This window comes from Sphingobacterium populi, from assembly GCF_001586775.1.
Lineage (GTDB): Bacteria > Bacteroidota > Bacteroidia > Sphingobacteriales > Sphingobacteriaceae > Sphingobacterium > Sphingobacterium populi.
Window position 1 is genome coordinate 490,959 of record NZ_LQXS01000002.1, and the last position, 17,694, is coordinate 508,652.

Consider the following 17,694-nt stretch of genomic DNA (forward strand, 5'->3'; position numbering starts at 1 on the left):
TTTGCTGTAATTTATAGTGATAATTGTAGGTTGAAGCCGAAGGTGCGTGGCGTAGGCATTTGGCCCATTTCTACGCCAGGCATGATCACGTCGCCGTTCAATGCTGCTGTTTCTGGATCGTAGATCGGAAATGTAGACCACATTGCCAGATCGCGACCGAATAGCGCTAGATTCACATTTGATACGCGTAGGCGTTTGGCAACAGATTGCGGTAGATTATAAGCAATTCTCAGTTCGCGCAATTTCAAATACGAAGCATCAAAACTGTTTGTTTCTACATTGGCACGACGATAGTAATCTCCGTACCACGTATTGATCGGTGCAGCGGTGGTATTTGGTGAGTATGTGCCATCGTCATTGCGTACTACACCGTCGCCAATGATTGTCATAGTTTCTCTTCCGTAAAGTGTATGCGCCAGTTTACCTTGTTCGGTCATTTTGTGGTGCGTTTGCGAATAGATGAGGCCGCCGTATTGCCCGTCTAATAATATACCCAAACTCCAATTGCAGTAGCGAAACTCATTATTGAAACCACCACGCCAATCGGCGTAGGCATTGCCAATTAATTGCGTTTGTGTTGGCCGCAAGGCAAGTCCAGTTTGTGCATTGTATACCACTTGGCCTGCTTCGTTGCGTACCAATCCAAAACCATATAAATCACCTGTAGTGCCTCCTTCGCGTGCGATGATAGACACAGCACCGGCACCACTTTGGGCTATAATTTGTTCTTGAGTATCCAGATCTTCACTCAAACTGAGAATTTTATTACGATTGCGAGCCCAGTTGACAGTCGCAGTCCAACTAAATTTTTCAGTTACTACTGGACGCCCGCTGAGTAAAACCTCAATCCCACGGTTACGAATCTTACCTCCATTGATAAATGCGCTACTGTATCCTGTGGTTATATCTAATGGAACGCGTAAAACTTGGTTTGTTGACAGATTGTTGTAATAATTTACATCCGCATTGATTCGGTTATTTAACAAAGAGATATCTATTCCGACTTCCCAAGATTTTGATATTTCTGGTTTTAAGTTGGCATTATGCAATACAGATGGCGCATTCGCTGATCCTGCAAACGGTGAAGGTTGAAAATACTTGTTAATACGATATGGATCGGTATCGTTGCCTACCATTGCCCAAGACGCTCTTGCCTTAGCAAAAGATAAGATAGCAGGCAGCTCAAAGATTTCTGAAAGAATGTAGCTAGTACTTATTGAGGGATAGAAATAAGAACGATTCGCTGATGGTAGGGTAGAAGACCAATCGTTGCGACCAGTAATATCCACGAAAACTTTATTGTCCCAACCCAGATTCGCGAATCCATATATGCTATTTACTTGCCCTCCAATGGCGGTTACTTCCGATACGGCGACATCCATAGCATTGCTTAATTTGTAAATGCCAGGCAATGTGAGTCCGCGAGCAATGGCATTGTTGTTCTTGCTATCATACTTCCGGATATTTCCTCCTAGCGAAGCGGATAGCGTAAATCGGTCATCCCAAGAGTCGCGGAAGGTAAGTAATGCATCGGTGTTCGATTCTAAAAAGTTGACATCTTGCTGTTTGTAATATCCCCTAGGAAAGTTTGCCGTGTCAAATGGCCTGCGGCTTTCTCTTTGATCTTGACGCAAGTTGAGACCAGAGCGAAACATTAATTCCCACTTCGGATTGAAGGTATAGATACCTTGCAAGTTTCCGTCGATATTCATACTATTTATACTGTTTGTCATTTCATACAGAATAACATAAGGATTCTCGATGTAGGAGCTATACGGATGTATTTGTTGCAACTGATTTTGCCCACGTTGCCACCTTGGCTCATACACTGCAAGGTCAATATTTGGGTTCTGAAAGATCGTAAAGTAGTTTATAGATTGGTTGTTGTATCCCGTTCCTGGTAGGTTGTCGCTCGTTTTGCTCGTATAGGCAAACTTCGCATTGATTTTGAGTTTGTCGGAGATCTGCGCACTGGTATTGAGCGAGGCTACCAAACGCTCAAATCCGGTATTCTTTAAAATCCAATTGTTTTTCGTGTGTGTCAATGAAGCACGTGCTGAAAAACGATCTGTGGCACCATCAAGTGCGATGCTATTGGTCAATGTACTACCTGTTTGATATAGATCTCTAACATTATTTTTGTACGGTTTCCATGGTAACCGTTCGGTAGATTGAGCTTCCGTTGTTGGATCATACTGAAAGTATGATTGACCATCGAACTTTGGTCCCCAAGCACTTGAGGTGGATCCGGTATTTGGACCATCTTCTGATAAACCATAGGAATAGTAAAGTTCGCCGGCAGCATTTCGATTGTTGTTTCCCTGTCCGTATTCATACTGCATATCTGGCCAGCGTAGAATGTCGTTGATCGCTGAGTTGGAATTTATGGTTATACCTACTTTTCCGTCCCGATTCATGCCTTTCTTGGTGGTGATTATCAAAGCGCCATTGCTTGCGCGGCTACCATACAAGGCAGCTGCGGCAGGTCCTTTTAATACCGTTACCGATTCAATATCATCAGGATTAATATCACCTAAACCATTCCCAAAATCGATTGGAATATCTTTGTCACCCGATGATACTCCGGCACCGTAAGCATCGTTTACTCCTGAAGTTGCACGTCCGGTGCTGTTGATCATTGGGATGCCGTCGATGACGATCAAGGCTTCATTTTTCGATGGATCCAACGAACGATCTCCACGTAGATTTATTCTTGCACTGTTCAGTGGGCCTGAGCCTGCTTGAGTCAGATTTAAGCCAGCGACCTTTCCTTTTAATCCATCGGCCCAGTTGGTTGGCATCGCGTTCGTTAATTCGTCTCCCTTAATGGTGCTTACCGCATATCCTAATTCACGTGCTTCGCGTTTGATGCCTAACGCTGTAACTACGACGGCATCGATGTTGGCAGAGCCGGTCGATAGGCTGATAAGCAAGTCGTTCTGAGCTTGATCTACCCGAATGGTAGCTTTGTCAAATCCAATATTCACAACAGTGAGCTCGCTGCCCGCAGGGACTCGTAGATCAAACCTTCCACGATCATCTGTTTTGCCCAATACTTGATTATTGATCATCATGGTGGCGCCTGCAATAGGTGTTTGATCGTTGCTGCTTCGCACAGTGCCCTTGATGCGGATGTATTCTTGCCACATTGCGGCAGTAGCTTCAGATGCATGACTTGTATGCGCAACACTAAGCGAGATCGCGAGCAATAGTAATGCATAACTGGTTTTTCCGATTTTTCGAAAAAAGACTGGTAGATTGAGATTCATGTCCTTAATTTTTACGCTAATAGTTTTTACACGGTAGTGTTTTGTTTTTCGTGGGCAAAGGTATCTCTACTATATATCGTGTACGTTAGGAGAGTATGACGAATATGTAAAATCATCGATCTCAGAAACTGATGGATTATTCATTAATGGGGATGTTGCACATATTTTGGAAAATTGCGCAAACGATTGCATGCGTTGATTACTTCTATTACTCTATAGATTTTGTCATATTGCAGTACAAAAATGGGGAGACTTTAAACAATAGTTTCCAGCTAACTTTTCCGAAGTAATCATGCAAAATGAAATAGAGCTTATACTGTCTATAGCGAAGCACTTTCGTACAGAAGGGGCTATTGTACAAGCTTATCGCTATGGATCAGGTCATATAAATGATACCTATAGATTAGATACAGCACCTGAAGGCGGTACTTCTTATTTACTGCAGCGAATTAATCGTTTTATTTTTCCGGATGCTCAAAATTTGATGGAAAATGTGGATTTGGTGTGTCGTCATTTGCAAACCAAACTTGCACATTTAGGAAAAAAAGAGGTTCAGCGCAAAACGCTGACTATTATTCCAACGCACACTAACCAACTGTTTTATAAAGACACTAATGGTGAATCTTGGCGTATGTTTTGGTTAATAGAAAATACCCACAGTGTAGATGTGGTGACGACAAAGATGCAAGCTTATGCAGCAGGGATAGCGTTTGGCTCATTTCAGCGCGAACTCGCTGATCTTGATGCAAAAAAATACATGTCGTACTACCACGATTCCACGATATTGAACATCGGCTGGAAAATCTACATAAAGCTTTACGCGCCCACCCCAAGGGGCGCGCGAAAGAGGAGGCGGTAGAAGTACTTCTGCGAGAAATAGCATCGCGTGAGACCGCCATGTGCCAAGATTTTCTACAACGCATTGTCAGTGCATCACCACTCCGCATTATTCACAACGATACGAAATTCAATAATGTGTTGCTTGATCGCGATGATCAGCCGCAATGTGTTATTGACCTAGATACGGTTATGCCCGGATATGTTGCATTTGATTTCGGCGATGCTATCCGCACGATCATTAATCGTGGCAGAGAAGATGAGCGAGATTTAAATAAAGTGAAACTTAATGTACCACTCTACGAAGCTTATGTGAAAGGTTATCTAGAAAAAGCCGGTGCATTTCTTAGCGATGGTGAGATTGAATCGCTGCTATATGGTGTATATTTACTTCCTTTTATGCAAGTTGTTCGTTTTTTAACAGATTACATTGAGTATGATCCTTATTATAAGACTCAGTTTTCGAATCATAATCTGGTACGCGCTCAGGCACAGTTTAAATTGCTCACCGAGTTAGAATCGCAACGTGACAAATTGCGCAGTATTATTCAACACGCTATAACATCATAGACTTTATGCTTTTTGTAAAATTTATTACAGCTCAGATCGGCGATTGGCAAAGCTATCATGACGCTGTGCGCGCTTTTGAGAATGTCGAATGGCAACCTATCGCTAATGCAAATTGGGCAGATCAATTCCCTTATACACCTCAAGTTCGTTTTCAAATAGCTTACAGTGCCGAAGCGCTGTTATTGCATTACGATGTAGCAGAAGAGTTTGTGCGGGCGAATGCGATACGGCACAACGATCCTGTTTATGAAGATAGCTGCGTGGAATGCTTTGTTTCCTTTGACGGTGGAAAATCGTATTTCAATATTGAGTTCAATCTGCTTGGAACAGGTTTGATCGGTAAACGGAATTGCGATGGATCGGATAAAGTACGGATGGAAATTGACGACGTAAATCGTATCAGTACATTCACTCAGGTAAGGCATTTCGCAGGAAGAAGAGATTGGCAAATGATTTTAGCAATCCCCTTCGATGTATTGGGGCAGGACGGAAGCGCGCTATCACGAACATCTGCTCAGGCCAACTTTTATAAGTGCGGGGATCACTTGCCAAAGCCACATTATATGTCTTGGAAACCAATTCGGAGTGCGAATCCGAATTTTCATGCTGTTTCGTTTTTTGGAGAAATAACTTTCTTATAATGTTAATTCTTGTTCAAGGAGAATGAGCCAGTAGTGCCATATGCGGTAATGACAATACCAACAACTATAAAAAACAGACCAACAATTTGTAACCAAGAAAGTGATTGCCTGAAATAAAGCGCCATACCAAACTGCACTGTTACAAAAGTGCCGCCAGCGCACAGTGCGATCACAATGGGCTGTGGGAAATGACGAAAAAGCTGTATTAAAAACCAGCTTGCCGTAAGCAGAATTGCATTACCCGCGATAAGAGCATGCCAGTGGTATTTAGGATACAATCCACCATACTTAAATAACACACTCGATACTAACTGACAAGCCCAGAAGGCAATAAAATATAGCGCATTCATACAACAATATTTAGTGCGACAAATCTAAAATATTTTTGGAGATATATACTATTCCGAAAAATTGCCTATTGTAATTCTATTCTTTCTTTATTAAATTACAGCAAAAGGATTATAACCCTATGCACAACGAGCGATTTTTAAATTACCTGACCTACGAGCGGAGGTTTTCCAAACATACCGCAGTAGCTTACAAGCTAGAGTTAGAACGGTTTGAAAGTTTTTTGGAAGAACAAAAAATGCCCGTTCATCAGGTTGATTATCGTACGTTACGCTATTATATCAGTTTACAAACAGAATTGGGTAAGGCATCATCTTCGGTAAATAGAACTATTTCAGTGGTGAAGTCCTTCTTCAAATTTTTGGTCCGAGAAGGAGTGCTATCGCAGAATCCAGCTTCGGCGCTAAAATCGTTACGTACTCCGAAGAAATTACCAACTATAGTAGATAAAGAAAAGCTAGTTAGCCTACTCGATCAAGAAGATCATGATGAGCTGACGTTTCGACAGAGGCGCGATCTTTTGGTGATGGAATTGCTTTTTGGAACAGGTATTCGCTTAGCAGAATTACTCACCATCACGACGCGGATATTGATAGCTACAGCAGACAGATCCGTATTATTGGAAAACGAAATAAGGAAAGATTAATTCCAATACATGATATGCTTTATGATCAGATTGTTAGCTATCAAGCGGAAAAGAAATCTGTTATTCTGCAAAACATGTCAACCCATCTGATCGTTACTAATAAAGGAAAGCCTGCCTATGCATCTATGATTTATCAGATCGTAAAAAAGTATCTGACCACGATCACATCGCAGAGCAAAAGAAGCCCGCACGTGCTTCGGCACAGCTTCGCAACATCGTTATTGGATAATGGTGCTGATCTAAATGCAATAAAGGAAATATTAGGTCATGCGGGATTAGTGACTACACAAGTGTACACGCACAATTCGGCAGAACGTCTAAAGTTAATTTATAAACAAGCCCATCCAAAGGCTTAAAAAAAGGAGGAAAAATGAATATTACTGTACAATGCATTAAATTTGATGCAGATCCGAAGTTAGTTGAGTTCATTAACAAAAAAGCAGAAAAGTTGAACCAGTTTCTGGACAACATTATTGATGGGCTATGCAATTTACGGGTAGAAAGTGTTGGCGGCGAAGCCGACAAATTTGTAGAATTCAAATTTAACATTCCTGGAAATCAGCTGTTTGCTAAGGCGCAAGCCAAGAGCTTTGAAGAAGCGGTTGATTTAGCATTGGAGTCCATACGACGACAGATTAATAAGCATAAGACCAAGACGCGTACAAATGCCAGCAACCACAAAGAGGTGATCAATCAGGCCGATGAATTCTAAAGGTCGGCTATGCGATAAGCATTTAGATTTTTTTAATATTAAGCAAAGAAGGAGGCAATAATGCCTCCTTTTTTGCTTAATATCCTTTCGAAAATATATTACTACTCATCAGTATATTGATCCACAAAATAACACATACATTCTTTCCTAAGTACTCAACATACAATGCGCAGAACAAAATTTACTTTTTTTCGATTATTGCATATGAAACAGCGCTAAAGAAAGAAGCAATCAAGCCTACTTGAGGTTGATTGCTTCTCTTTATATCAAGCTAGTGAAACTAGTCTTCTTGAATATCATCCATTGCCTCATTTGGGTCTTCCGTGTCCGGAAGATCTTCTGGCATGCGCTCCTCTTTGTCCGGAGTTTCAATATTTTCATCCTCTTTGCTAGGTTTATTAACTTCTTCCTTTTTGTCCGGATTAGGTTGTTGCTCTGGATCTTTATTGTCACGAATTCGCTGATCTTCTTTCGGATCTACTTCCGATCTATAGTTAATAGGCCTGTTATTATTCATTGCCCATGTCTGAATACCCGGCGTAGGATGGTGCAATGGATTAGTATAACAAAGAATCGCTCCGATAATAATGGTTGAGCTTTGGTAAAGTTGGTTCGTTTCGTGTTTTTTTGTCGTCATGTCAGTACTAATTTTAGAAATGCAGCGCTAATAATGGAACAGTAGAGTCATGAAAAAGTTTATAAATTGTGGCGCATATTTTAGTTTTGGTCACTTTAGAGATAATCTTCAATAGGTTGCGTATACAATATAAAGTTAAAAAATCATTGTTACCAAAAATTTAAGAAATTATAAATCATTCTGCATCGTTGGGGTTTCATTATTTCGTGCTATTATACCTTTTGCGTCCACCTCTGCGGCCTATTAATCTGTGTTTTTTAAGATTCCAATGGTATGCTATGCACTGGGCTCATTGCTAACTCTTATCATTGATTCATTGATTCAGGAAAATTATCATTATTGTTACATAGTATTTAAGTTGTGTTATAATGTTATAAGGCGAACAATAGTAGGTACTTATAACAAATATTATGGTTCGAATAGCGTCGTAAAATATCATTCATGTGGCACTATGCACTGAGAGCCTTAAAATGTCTGATCTGTAAAAAGTGAAATAAAATTTAATTATAAAATTCTCTAATTACTGAAATTATTAAAATTTATTATTATTATTGTACATAATAATATGGATACCCAATCCCCCCGGGTAACAAGTAGTTAGGTACTAACCCCCTGAATTCTGGTAGAGAAAGGGGGTTTTTTTATGTTTTATTATTTTGTTTTAGAACTCGTTTATCCTTTAATACCTATTTGTACGACGGTTCAAGATATTAATTACAATTTGCAAGAGATTCAGGAACAACAATATCACTATGATACATTGTTTTTTTATTCATAAAATGAACCTAGAAGGAGGGCATAAAAAAACGCATCAGCTAATTACCAATGCGTTTTTAAGGAATAATCACGTGGGAAATACTGGGTTCGAACCAGTGACCCCTACCTTGTCGAGGTAGTGCTCTAAACCAGCTGAGCTAATTTCCCAAAAAAATGCTTTAATTGAAGTGATTAGATATCACTTTTAGAGGTGGTGCCAGCTGGATTCGAACCAGCGACACAAGGATTTTCAGTCCTTTGCTCTACCAACTGAGCTATGGCACCATAAGTTTTTATTTTTAATCTGTTACTTTCAGATGTTGCGCTATCAGCATTTGCTGCTGACAACGTTACAAAGGTATAAAAGTGCCGATAAATTGCAAATGCTTCGCACACAATTATTCGTAATAGGCATCTAATCACCACGATAAATTTGCGTCAAAGCTTGAGTCGAGCAGCGGACGGACCTACTTGTTGATAGAAGTGGAAATATTTGAGAATTTCATTAAATTGCAAATAGCGATTTAGTCTTTTAAATATGCTTCCCTGTACAACGTAAAACCAAAGCCATGATGTTAGATTATTTAAATAGCGCAAAAAATCAATTTGCCTATTACAAAAAATTGGGCAACGCTACTTTTGATCAGCTTACCGATGATCAGCTTTTTGAGAAAAATAATAACGAAACCAATAGCATTGCCAATATCGTTATGCATCTGTCTGGAAATATGCTGTCGCGTTGGACTGATTTTTTAACTACTTCACTGTCGATTCCCAAAGGAAAGTCTGCTGATTATAATATAAGCATGCTGTCCAACTCTAAAAAGTAGTTTTAAGGATAAACCGTTTTAAACATTAATTCCAATACGAGATTTTTGATACATGAAAATAATAAGAATAGAGCAGTCACAATGTGAATTGGTAGTAAAGTTGTTTAACGATTACCGTATTTTTTACAAACAACCATCCGACATAGATTTAGCGCGTGCGTTTTTACAACAGCGTTTGAAAAATAATGAGTCAGTAGTCTTTGCAGCTATAGATTCTGATGTGGCTATTGGGTTTACTCAATTGTACCCCAAGTTTTCATCGATGCGAGCAATTCGAGATTGGGTGCTCAACGATCTTTTTGTCGATCCAAAATTTCGTAAAAAAGGAATCGGCGAAAAGCTGATCCAGGAAGCCATCGCTTTTGCCAGATTGGACGGTGCTACCTTTGTAGATCTTTCTACTGCTGTAGATAATTATACCGCGCAAAGTCTGTATGAACGGATCGGTTTTATCAGAAAAGGCAATGACTCCGAATTTTATGCATATCGAAAAAAGCTTTCCAAAGCGGAATAATTATGGATAGCATGTCTAAGTTTAACAAGCAGGATATCCTGTTAAAGAACGGGAAGATGGTAACTATTCGAGAGGCCGAAACGCCGGACGCCGAGCATATATTACAAGCCATTCGCACCTATTTGCCTCAGAGCAATTTTGTTCCAAAACTTGAAGAAGAACTAACCATGACGAATCAACAAGCGCGCGAATGGATTACGTGCTTTGCAGCGCAAGAGAATTCGCTACTCCTGATCGCTGAACACAATGGAAAAATCGTGGCAAACATCGACTTGACGGGAAGTAGTAGAAAAATTATGGCGCACACAGCTATGATCGGCATGGGTATGATCGAAGATTGGCGCAACACGGGTTTAGGCACCACATCACTTCGTGCTGTTGTTCTATGGGCACAGCAATCGCCTATATTAGAATTACTTTGGTTGCAAGTTTATACCAAAAATGAAATTGCACTAGCTCTATATCGTAAAATGGGTTTTATTGATGGTGGATTAATCAGGGATTTCTTCAAAAAAGATGGGGAATATTTTGATAACCTGACGATGACTATGTCGGTGAAATAATGATATACACCACTATTATTGATGAAAACTGACTAGTTCAGAAACTGGTATTTCTTAGGCTGTTGCGATTATGATTCTTTATTACGGCGATGATGATCATTATAGCGTTTTTCGCACCAATTTCTGCATGCAATCTAAGAAGCCAAAGAAGTAAAGTGCTTTCTGTCGGAGCTGACTTTAGCTGTCGTTGTGCAATCTCGTATTTGCTTTGATGTTACAAAAAACTAATATGTCCTAAGTCAATCAATATACGTGCGTAAAAAAAAGGGAAGGTTTGCAGTGGAAAATTTTTGTGGTGCCAGCTGGATTCGAACCAGCGACACAAGGATTTTCAGTCCTTTGCTCTACCAACTGAGCTATGGCACCTTTTGCGACAATATTCTTGTTGTTTGTTGCGTTGCAAATGTAGCTCCTTTTTTCTAAAATAGAAACATTTTTAGTAAATATTTTCTGCTAAGTAAGCAAATGCTTGATTTGTATGCAGATAATTTTTGACAACAAATAAACAAGGGAAAAGATTATTAAGGGTATCTTTGTCCCTCCATTGAAATGCTATGAGTAAAAGAGGAAGAGTATTGGTAGCTATGAGTGGCGGAGTGGATAGTTCCGTCGCTGCGGTAATGCTCCATGAACAAGGATATGAGGTCATCGGAATCACGATGAAAACCTGGGACTACGCTGCTTCAGGCGGTTCGTCAAAGGAAACGGGCTGTTGTAGTCTAGATAGTATTAATGCGCCCGCTCGCTGGCGGTGAGTTATGGTTTTCCACATTATATATTGGATATTAGAGGTGAGTTTGGCGACTTTGTGATCGACAATTTTGTGGATGAATACATTGCCGGCCGTACACCCAACCCTTGCGTGTTGTGTAATACACACATCAAGTGGGAGGCTCTAATGAAACGCGCCAATATGTTGGATTGCGAGTTTATCGCTACGGGTCATTATGCCAACATCCGATTGCACAACAACAATCGCTATGTGATCTCCAAAGGGCGCGACGAGAATAAAGACCAGTCTTACGTGCTTTGGGGCGTTACGCAAGAGAACTTAGCGCGTACACAATTTCCGTTAGGAAGTTTCACAAAAGCGGAGATTCGCCAGATGGCGCTGGATATGGGACAAAAAGAACTAGCTGCTAAGTCAGAGAGTTATGAGATTTGTTTTGTACCAGAGAATGATTATCGTGCGTTTTTAAGGCATAAAAAGCCAACCTTAGATCAGGAAATTGGTCCTGGAAACTTCTTGCTATCTGATGGTACTGTCGTTGGTCAACACATCGGCTATCCGTACTTCACGATCGGGCAACGCAAAGGATTAGGCATTGCTTTAGGTAAGCCGATGTTTGTGTTAGAGATCTTGCCAGAAAGCAATTCTGTGGTATTGGGCGAAGAGCATGAGTTAGAAAAATCACAAGCTTTCGTACGCGACGTGAACTTGGTGAAATACGCTTCTTTGGATCAGCCTATGGAAGCGGTGACCAAGATTCGCTACAAAGATTCGGGCATGTTGTCCACCATCACGCAGCAAGGCACTACGATGCAGGTAGATTTTATGCATAAAGTGAAAGGTATTGCACCCGGGCAGTCAGCCGTATTCTATGAAGGCGATGACTTGTTGGGTGGCGGCTTCTTGATGAAATAATGATGAATAAAGAACTTTAGCGGCTTAACTATAATAGAAACGTCCTTTGCTACAATAGCAAAGGACGTTTTTGTTTTGCTGTAGGCGATCCGTTAAGATTCCAGATCTTTTAACCGAATGCTCACCGCATTTTTATGTGCTTGCAAACCTTCCAGCTCAGCTAGAATTTCCACTGTGGAGCCAATTTGGCGTAAGCATCTTGAGATAATTGCTGAAACGTAATCTTCTTTACAAAAGAATCTACCGAAACACCAGAATAAGATCGCGCGTAGCCCGATGTTGGTAAGGTGTGGTTGGTGCCAGAGGCATAATCGCCCACACTTTCTGGTGTGAGATGGCCCAAAAATACGGATCCCGCATTTTGCACGCCGTATACTAAGCGTTTCCAATCATCCGATTGGATAATCAGATGTTCTGGTGCATACTTGTTGGAAAATGCTAAAGCAGTAGTAATATCTGTGGTGCAAATAGCGTAAGAGTTTTCTATGGCTTTTTGCGCAATGGCAGCACGTGGAAGCTCTCCCAACTGCTGCTGCAAAGCTTGATTTACCGCTTCAATCAACGTGGAGCTGGTCGAAACAAGCACCGCTTGACTATCGGCGCCATGCTCGGCTTGTGCCAGCAAATCCGCCGCAATATAATCGGCATTGGCCGATTCATCTGCAATCACCAACACTTCCGAAGGTCCGGCCGGCATATCAATGCTGACCTGCGTGCGGCTTTGAATCAGCGATTTTGCCTTGGTGACGAACTGATTGCCCGGCCCGAAAATCTTATCAACACGCGGAACGCTTTCCGTTCCGTAAGCCATTGCGGCTACGGCTTGTGCACCGCCTGTAAGATAAATTCTTTTAATCTGCAATAGCTTTAAGCAATAGGCGATAAAACCATTTACTTTGCCATCTTTTTGTGGTGGCGAACACACCACAATTTCTTTACATCCTGCAATACGCGCCGGCACGCCCAACATTAATAAAGTTGAAGGCAATACCGCAGATCCGCCAGGAATGTACAAGCCAACTTTCTCAATTGGTCGCACTTCGCGCCAGCAGGTCACGCCCGGCATCGTCTCGACCGTGCGCTCTTTCTTAAGCTGCGTCGCGTGGAATTTATGAATATTTTGAAAGGCAATCTCCAGCGCCCTTTGTTGCTGTCGAGAAATGGTAGCTGCCAAAGCTTCGATTTCTGCCTCATCCAAATACAAAGCATCCAATGAGATTTGATCGTATTTTAGTGCGAGCTGCCGCAACGCATCGTCGCCGTTTTGCTCGACTTGCGTAATGATCTGCTCCACCGTATCCTGAATGGCGTTGTTTGGATCCGTATTCCGCAACGTTAGGCGGTCAATATCTTCTGCCGATAGCTGTTCGTATTGATACGTCTTTAACATGCTTATAATATGATTTTTTCAATCGGCATCACCACGATTCCTTGTGCTCCAGCTGATTTTAGCGTATTGATTTTGCCCCAAAAATCTTCTTCAGGAATCACCGTATGTACTGCTACCCAACCTTCTTCTGCCAAAGGCACGATTGTGGGCGATTTTACACCTTTCAGTAATTCTGTTATTTGCGGAAGATTGGTTTTCTCAACGTTGAGAACCACATATTTTGTTTCTTTAGCGCGCAATACCGATTGAATGCGTTGTAGTAATTCGCACAGAATAGGATTCTCTGCTAAACCTGCCCGCCCGATCAAAATTGCTTCGGAGGTGCTTACATCTGCAAAGGGCTTCAAGCCATTATTCTTCAACGTGCCGCCGGTAGATACGATGTCGCAAATCGCTTCACTCAATCCCAAACCTGGTGCGATCTCGACCGAACCCGAAATCGGGTGTATCTCTGCCGAAATTTGTTTTTCTTTTAAAAATTTTCCGAGAATGTTAGGGTAGGAGGTGGCTATAGATTTGCCGTCGAGGTCTTTGATATCATTATAATTGGTGTCTTTGGGTACTGCTAACTTTAGCGTACATTTTCCAAAGCCCAAGCGCTGCAAATAGTCAACATTGGCTAATGATTCATCAATCACGTTTTCGCCTACAATTCCCAAATCGGCTATTCCTTGCTCGACGTAATCAGGAATATCATCGTCGCGCAAAAAGAGAATTTCTAAATTGAAGTTGGAAACAATCGTGATAAGCGAACTTTTATAGTTTTCGAAATCTAGTCCACAATTTTTAAGTAACTGTACTGATTTCTCATTCAGTCTACCCGACTTTTGGATAGCAATCTTTAGATTTTTCAAAATATCTTTTAATTATTTGTTGAAGGATACTAATTATTATTCGAACATCCATGGGATGGAATGCTTCACGTAGAAACACATACATTTATCTATCGCCACAATGGCGATGATGGACATGTACGTGATGTGTGATGAATAAAATCATATGTATTAATTCACTGGTAAATATAGGATTTAGCGATCGTAAATCCAAAAAATGTCTGTAGCCAAGTCAAAAAAATCGGTGGATGATGCAGTGCAATTTAAGGATTCTGCTCGCCAGATTATGGTCAATAGTCATTTAAAATGTGTAATTTGTAATTTCTATTATTCACGGATATATGCCTTCGATCAATGGCGTAATGACAGATGATATATGCAACAATCACAACCAACTTTGAAAGCGACCTGTTTTGGAGAAATCCTTTGGGACCTCTTTCCCGGAAAAGATAAAACTGCTGGCGGAGCGCCGTTTAACGTCGGCTACCATTTGCAGCAAATGGGAATAAACGTACATATGATCTCAGCAGTAGGACAGGACGACTTGGGCGATGCGTTATTGCAAAAGCTAAATCATTGGACTATTTCGGCTGCTGGAATACAGAAAAATGCAAACTATGCAACAAGTACAGTAGTAGCCACGATTGACGAAGACAATGAAGCACATTACGAAATTAAGGAAAGTGTAGCTTGGGACTATATCCAATTAAGGGAGACTGATCTGCAACAGGTGCAGCATTCGTCCACCTTCGTATTTGGATCTTTGGCCGCGCGCCATTCCGTATCTCGCAACACGCTATTTGCACTGTTGGAAGAGAGTCGATATCGGGTTTTCGATGTGAATCTGAGGCCACCATTTATCGATCAGGAGTTGCTGATAGCACTGCTTAAAAAATCACATTTAGCAAAATTTAATGCGCCGGAGCTGCAATTGGTGCTTTCTTATTTAGGTAAAAACTACAACAAACCAAAAGACGGCGTCTTCTTCCTGCAAGATTATTTTGATGTCCCTCAAGTCATCCTTTCGCAAGGAGCATCAGGCGCTACTTATTACGAAGGAGATACAGTGTATAGTCTGCCCGCTGCAAAGGTTACTGTGCAAGATACTGTTGGTAGTGGAGATTCTTTTTTGGCGGGTTTCCTCTCTGCGCATCTTTCGGGCATGCATCCCGAGGCAACACTCGAACAAGCGATTTGCCTCAGCGGATTCGTTACCTCGCAGTCGGGTGCTACTCCAAATTATACCCAACATGATATTGAGCAGATGAAAACGAAGTATCGGGCTCAGGTTTAAAATTTGCGGTCTTTATAATAATAGTCCTTATCGGCTTCGGTAATGGTCTTGATCACACGACAAGGGTTTCCAGCAGCAACAACATTGGCAGGGACCGATTTCGTCACGACAGATCCAGATCCGATGACGGTATTTTCGCCAATCGTGACGCCAGCATTTATTACCGTATTGCCGCCGATCCAACAAGAATCTCCGATGTAGATTGGCAACGCATATTCCCATCCTGCAGCGCGGGGCTCAGCATGAATGGGGTGCCCTGCCGTGAACAAAGAAACGTTCGGGCCGAATAGTACATTTTTACCAATGCTGACCAAAGCACAATCCAGTATGGTCAAGTTGAAGTTAGCATAGAAATTTTCGCCGATCTCGATATTATAACCATAATCGCAGCGAAAGGGAGGTTCAATCCAAAATGCTTTACCCGTCTTACCAAAAAGATCTTTAATAATCCGCGCACGATCTTTTATGCGATTGGGAAGCAAGCTATTGTATTCCATTAGTACTTCTTTCGCTTTTTGGCGTTCGTCAAATAGCTCGCGGCCATCTGCGCGGTAAGGTTCGCCGGCAATCATCTTTTCTTTTGCAGTTTTCATAAGTACGTAAAGCAATAGTAAGTTCTAATATACCAATTTGCGTAGTATTTCTTACGAAAGTTGCCATTTGCTGCACGAACTGGTACATTTGGTCGTACAACAACTATTAAAGAATATTTATGAGTATACATACGCTTGAGCCTACTGCGATCTGGTCTCATTTTGCGGCTATCAACGCGATTCCTCGTGCATCCAAGAAAGAGGAAGCTATCATCGAATTCATGCTTTCCTTCGGCAAATCATTGCAGCTATCGGCAGAGCGCGATGAGATTGGAAATGTATTAATACGCAAAGCAGCTACCGCCGGTTACGAATCCAAAAAAACAGTGGTATTGCAAGCGCATCTGGATATGGTGCATCAAAAAAATGCTACTACAGATTTTGATTTTGCAACATCGGGGATCAACATGTTTGTGGATGGTGATTGGGTAAGAGCAAAAGGCACTACCTTGGGCGCAGATAACGGACTTGGAGTTGCGGCGATTATGGGCATTCTGTCCTCTACTGATATTCCACATCCAGAGATTGAAGCGCTGTTTACGATCGATGAAGAAACTGGAATGACTGGAGCCAAAGCACTGACTCCGGGTTGGCTAACAGGAAAGTATTTGCTAAATCTTGATACCGAAGAAGATCATGAAATCACGATTGGCTGTGCCGGTGGCGTCGATGTGACGGCTACTGGAGCATTGAGTGTAGAGTCGACCGAAGAATATCAAACGCTTGTCGAAATCTCAGTAAGTGGTTTGCAAGGAGGCCACTCTGGTATGGATATCAACAAAGGGTTGGCTAATGCCAATAAAGTGCTGATGCGTGTCTTGGATACGCTTATCCGCGAAGCAGATGTTCGTCTGTACGCTGTAGAAGGCGGGGGATTACGCAATGCTATTCCGCGTGAAGCAAAAGCAACGTTGGCTTGTCGTTCAGTGGATGCTGTGGCCGTTCACGATCTTGTAAAAAGGCTTGGACAAGTGATTGCAAAAGATTATGCGCACACCGAACCGAATTTAGTGCTCAGCACGACGCAGACAGATATACAGGAGGAATTGTCGGTACTTACTTCGAATTCACAACAAGAATTTGTGGCAGCTTGCAATGCGGCGCATCATGGTGTGTTCCGCATGAGTCCTGTTTTCCCGGATTTGGTAGAAACATCGAATAATGTCGCACGCATTGTACTAAAACAGGGCAAATATACAGTCCTCTGTTTGACGAGGTCAGCGATACAGTCATCAAAGGATTATCTGGCGATGATGTTACGGTCTACTTTTGAATTAATAGGTGCCGAGGTAGCATTTTCAGGAGATTACCCAGGTTGGGAACCCGAGCCTGATGGCGAGCTGGTACAGCTCACCGCCGATATTTACAAACGTTTATTTGGAGAAGATCCTTTGGTCTGTGCCGGACATGGTGGCTTAGAATGTGGTTTGATAGGTGAGGCGTATCCAGACTTAAAAATGGTATCCATTGGTCCAACGATCCGTGGCGCCCACTCTCCAGATGAGCGTGCTTCCATACCATCGGTCGCCAAATTCTGGACGTTCTTTCTAGAACTGCTCAAAAACACGCCATAGTAAAAATCGTTCAGTAGATTACTAAAAACAAAAAAAGCCGAA

Annotated in this window: 17 protein-coding genes, 3 tRNA genes and 1 pseudogene; 12 read left to right on the forward strand and 9 right to left on the reverse strand. The window is 41.7% G+C overall.

Annotated features, from left to right (window positions below; genetic code table 11):
* Nucleotides 1-11 precede the first annotated feature (11 nt).
* On the reverse strand, nucleotides 12-3,269 hold the full coding sequence (locus A0125_RS06425) for a SusC/RagA family TonB-linked outer membrane protein (RefSeq protein ID WP_066753762.1): 3,258 nt from the start codon (nucleotides 3,267-3,269) through the stop codon (nucleotides 12-14).
* Between the two features lie 292 nt (nucleotides 3,270-3,561).
* Here A0125_RS06425 and A0125_RS15550 point away from each other — a divergent pair, with 292 nt between their 5' ends.
* Genes A0125_RS15550 through A0125_RS06435 form a run of 3 tightly spaced genes read left to right on the forward strand, consistent with a single transcriptional unit; the run spans nucleotide 3,562 to nucleotide 5,317 of the window.
* Nucleotides 3,562-4,128: a hypothetical protein gene (locus tag A0125_RS15550; RefSeq protein ID WP_156472442.1), complete on the forward strand. Its 567-nt coding sequence runs from the start codon at nucleotides 3,562-3,564 to the stop codon at nucleotides 4,126-4,128.
* A complete protein-coding gene (locus A0125_RS15555) occupies nucleotides 4,065-4,676 on the forward strand; it encodes a phosphotransferase enzyme family protein (RefSeq protein WP_231863172.1) in 612 nt (203 codons plus the stop codon). Before A0125_RS15550 ends, A0125_RS15555 begins: the two co-directional genes overlap by 64 nt.
* A gap of 5 nt (nucleotides 4,677-4,681) precedes the next feature.
* A complete protein-coding gene (locus A0125_RS06435) occupies nucleotides 4,682-5,317 on the forward strand; it encodes a carbohydrate-binding family 9-like protein (RefSeq protein ID WP_066753764.1) in 636 nt (211 codons plus the stop codon).
* A gap of 2 nt (nucleotides 5,318-5,319) precedes the next feature.
* On the opposite strand, the gene A0125_RS06440 is transcribed toward A0125_RS06435, so the two are convergent.
* Nucleotides 5,320-5,667: a hypothetical protein gene (locus A0125_RS06440; protein WP_066753766.1), complete on the reverse strand. Its 348-nt coding sequence runs from the start codon at nucleotides 5,665-5,667 to the stop codon at nucleotides 5,320-5,322.
* Nucleotides 5,668-5,786: 119 nt separating this feature from the next.
* On the opposite strand from A0125_RS06440, the gene A0125_RS16075 reads away from it, so the two are divergent.
* The 3 genes from A0125_RS16075 to hpf are packed head-to-tail and all read left to right on the forward strand — an operon-like array spanning nucleotide 5,787 to nucleotide 7,023.
* The gene (locus A0125_RS16075) at nucleotides 5,787-6,311 is read left to right on the forward strand and encodes a site-specific integrase (protein WP_231863148.1); all 525 of its coding nucleotides are present in this window, start codon (nucleotides 5,787-5,789) and stop codon (nucleotides 6,309-6,311) included.
* Nucleotides 6,311-6,667, forward strand: coding sequence for a tyrosine-type recombinase/integrase (locus tag A0125_RS16080; RefSeq protein ID WP_231863173.1), 357 nt, complete (start codon nucleotides 6,311-6,313; stop codon nucleotides 6,665-6,667). The genes A0125_RS16075 and A0125_RS16080 overlap by 1 nt, the downstream gene beginning before the upstream one ends.
* A gap of 14 nt (nucleotides 6,668-6,681) precedes the next feature.
* The gene (gene hpf, locus A0125_RS06450; protein ID WP_066753768.1) at nucleotides 6,682-7,023 is read left to right on the forward strand and encodes a ribosome hibernation-promoting factor, HPF/YfiA family; all 342 of its coding nucleotides are present in this window, start codon (nucleotides 6,682-6,684) and stop codon (nucleotides 7,021-7,023) included.
* Nucleotides 7,024-7,303: 280 nt separating this feature from the next.
* Here hpf and A0125_RS06455 read toward each other — a convergent pair whose 3' ends face one another.
* The 3 genes from A0125_RS06455 to A0125_RS06465 all read right to left on the reverse strand — a co-directional run bounded on the left by A0125_RS06455 (nucleotide 7,304) and on the right by A0125_RS06465 (nucleotide 8,701).
* Complete coding sequence (locus tag A0125_RS06455) at nucleotides 7,304-7,660, reverse strand: hypothetical protein (RefSeq protein ID WP_066753774.1); 357 nt, start codon at nucleotides 7,658-7,660, stop codon at nucleotides 7,304-7,306.
* Between the two features lie 849 nt (nucleotides 7,661-8,509).
* Nucleotides 8,510-8,584 (reverse strand) — tRNA-Val (locus A0125_RS06460).
* Nucleotides 8,585-8,628: 44 nt separating this feature from the next.
* Nucleotides 8,629-8,701: transfer RNA gene (locus A0125_RS06465), tRNA-Phe, on the reverse strand.
* Between the two features lie 284 nt (nucleotides 8,702-8,985).
* On the opposite strand from A0125_RS06465, the gene A0125_RS06470 reads away from it, so the two are divergent.
* Genes A0125_RS06470 through A0125_RS06480 form a run of 3 tightly spaced genes read left to right on the forward strand, consistent with a single transcriptional unit; the run spans nucleotide 8,986 to nucleotide 10,323 of the window.
* On the forward strand, nucleotides 8,986-9,246 hold the full coding sequence (locus A0125_RS06470; protein ID WP_066753775.1) for a DUF1572 family protein: 261 nt from the start codon (nucleotides 8,986-8,988) through the stop codon (nucleotides 9,244-9,246).
* 52 nt (nucleotides 9,247-9,298) lie between these two features.
* The gene (locus A0125_RS06475) at nucleotides 9,299-9,760 is read left to right on the forward strand and encodes a GNAT family N-acetyltransferase (RefSeq protein WP_066753777.1); all 462 of its coding nucleotides are present in this window, start codon (nucleotides 9,299-9,301) and stop codon (nucleotides 9,758-9,760) included.
* 11 nt (nucleotides 9,761-9,771) lie between these two features.
* Nucleotides 9,772-10,323, forward strand: a complete 552-nt coding sequence (locus A0125_RS06480; RefSeq protein ID WP_197464806.1) for a GNAT family N-acetyltransferase — start codon at nucleotides 9,772-9,774, stop codon at nucleotides 10,321-10,323.
* A 293-nt stretch (nucleotides 10,324-10,616) separates the two neighbouring features.
* Here the strand turns inward: A0125_RS06480 and A0125_RS06485 are convergent.
* Nucleotides 10,617-10,689, reverse strand: a tRNA-Phe gene (locus tag A0125_RS06485).
* Nucleotides 10,690-10,877: 188 nt separating this feature from the next.
* Here A0125_RS06485 and mnmA point away from each other — a divergent pair.
* Nucleotides 10,878-11,968 (forward strand): annotated as a pseudogene (gene mnmA / locus A0125_RS06490) (tRNA 2-thiouridine(34) synthase MnmA).
* A gap of 160 nt (nucleotides 11,969-12,128) precedes the next feature.
* Here mnmA and hisD read toward each other — a convergent pair.
* Both hisD and hisG read right to left on the reverse strand, forming a co-directional pair.
* Nucleotides 12,129-13,358 (reverse strand): histidinol dehydrogenase, encoded by a 1,230-nt coding sequence (hisD, locus tag A0125_RS06495; protein WP_317038804.1) that lies wholly within the window; start codon nucleotides 13,356-13,358, stop codon nucleotides 12,129-12,131.
* A gap of 2 nt (nucleotides 13,359-13,360) precedes the next feature.
* A complete protein-coding gene (gene hisG, locus A0125_RS06500; RefSeq protein WP_066753781.1) occupies nucleotides 13,361-14,212 on the reverse strand; it encodes an ATP phosphoribosyltransferase in 852 nt (283 codons plus the stop codon).
* A 355-nt stretch (nucleotides 14,213-14,567) separates the two neighbouring features.
* On the opposite strand from hisG, the gene A0125_RS06505 reads away from it, so the two are divergent.
* A complete protein-coding gene (locus A0125_RS06505; protein ID WP_066753783.1) occupies nucleotides 14,568-15,485 on the forward strand; it encodes a PfkB family carbohydrate kinase in 918 nt (305 codons plus the stop codon).
* On the opposite strand, the gene A0125_RS06510 is transcribed toward A0125_RS06505, so the two are convergent.
* Nucleotides 15,482-16,078 (reverse strand): sugar O-acetyltransferase, encoded by a 597-nt coding sequence (locus A0125_RS06510; RefSeq protein WP_066753785.1) that lies wholly within the window; start codon nucleotides 16,076-16,078, stop codon nucleotides 15,482-15,484. The genes A0125_RS06505 and A0125_RS06510 overlap by 4 nt on opposite strands.
* Before the next feature lie 119 nt (nucleotides 16,079-16,197).
* On the opposite strand from A0125_RS06510, the gene A0125_RS06515 reads away from it, so the two are divergent.
* Nucleotides 16,198-17,652, forward strand: a complete 1,455-nt coding sequence (locus tag A0125_RS06515; protein WP_066753787.1) for an aminoacyl-histidine dipeptidase — start codon at nucleotides 16,198-16,200, stop codon at nucleotides 17,650-17,652.
* Nucleotides 17,653-17,694 lie beyond the last annotated feature (42 nt).

Coding starts and splice junctions, on each gene's coding strand:
- A0125_RS06425 (WP_066753762.1), bottom strand. CDS start 3,269: ATGAATCTCAATCTACCAGTCTTTTTTCGAAAAATCGGAAAAACCAGT.
- A0125_RS15550 (WP_156472442.1), top strand. CDS start 3,562: ATGCAAAATGAAATAGAGCTTATACTGTCTATAGCGAAGCACTTTCGT.
- A0125_RS06435 (WP_066753764.1), top strand. CDS start 4,682: ATGCTTTTTGTAAAATTTATTACAGCTCAGATCGGCGATTGGCAAAGC.
- A0125_RS06440 (WP_066753766.1), bottom strand. CDS start 5,667: ATGAATGCGCTATATTTTATTGCCTTCTGGGCTTGTCAGTTAGTATCG.
- A0125_RS16075 (WP_231863148.1), top strand. CDS start 5,787: ATGCACAACGAGCGATTTTTAAATTACCTGACCTACGAGCGGAGGTTT.
- hpf (WP_066753768.1), top strand. CDS start 6,682: ATGAATATTACTGTACAATGCATTAAATTTGATGCAGATCCGAAGTTA.
- A0125_RS06455 (WP_066753774.1), bottom strand. CDS start 7,660: ATGACGACAAAAAAACACGAAACGAACCAACTTTACCAAAGCTCAACC.
- A0125_RS06470 (WP_066753775.1), top strand. CDS start 8,986: ATGATGTTAGATTATTTAAATAGCGCAAAAAATCAATTTGCCTATTAC.
- A0125_RS06475 (WP_066753777.1), top strand. CDS start 9,299: ATGAAAATAATAAGAATAGAGCAGTCACAATGTGAATTGGTAGTAAAG.
- A0125_RS06480 (WP_197464806.1), top strand. CDS start 9,772: ATGTCTAAGTTTAACAAGCAGGATATCCTGTTAAAGAACGGGAAGATG.
- hisD (WP_317038804.1), bottom strand. CDS start 13,358: ATGTTAAAGACGTATCAATACGAACAGCTATCGGCAGAAGATATTGAC.
- A0125_RS06505 (WP_066753783.1), top strand. CDS start 14,568: ATGCAACAATCACAACCAACTTTGAAAGCGACCTGTTTTGGAGAAATC.
- A0125_RS06510 (WP_066753785.1), bottom strand. CDS start 16,078: ATGAAAACTGCAAAAGAAAAGATGATTGCCGGCGAACCTTACCGCGCA.
- A0125_RS06515 (WP_066753787.1), top strand. CDS start 16,198: ATGAGTATACATACGCTTGAGCCTACTGCGATCTGGTCTCATTTTGCG.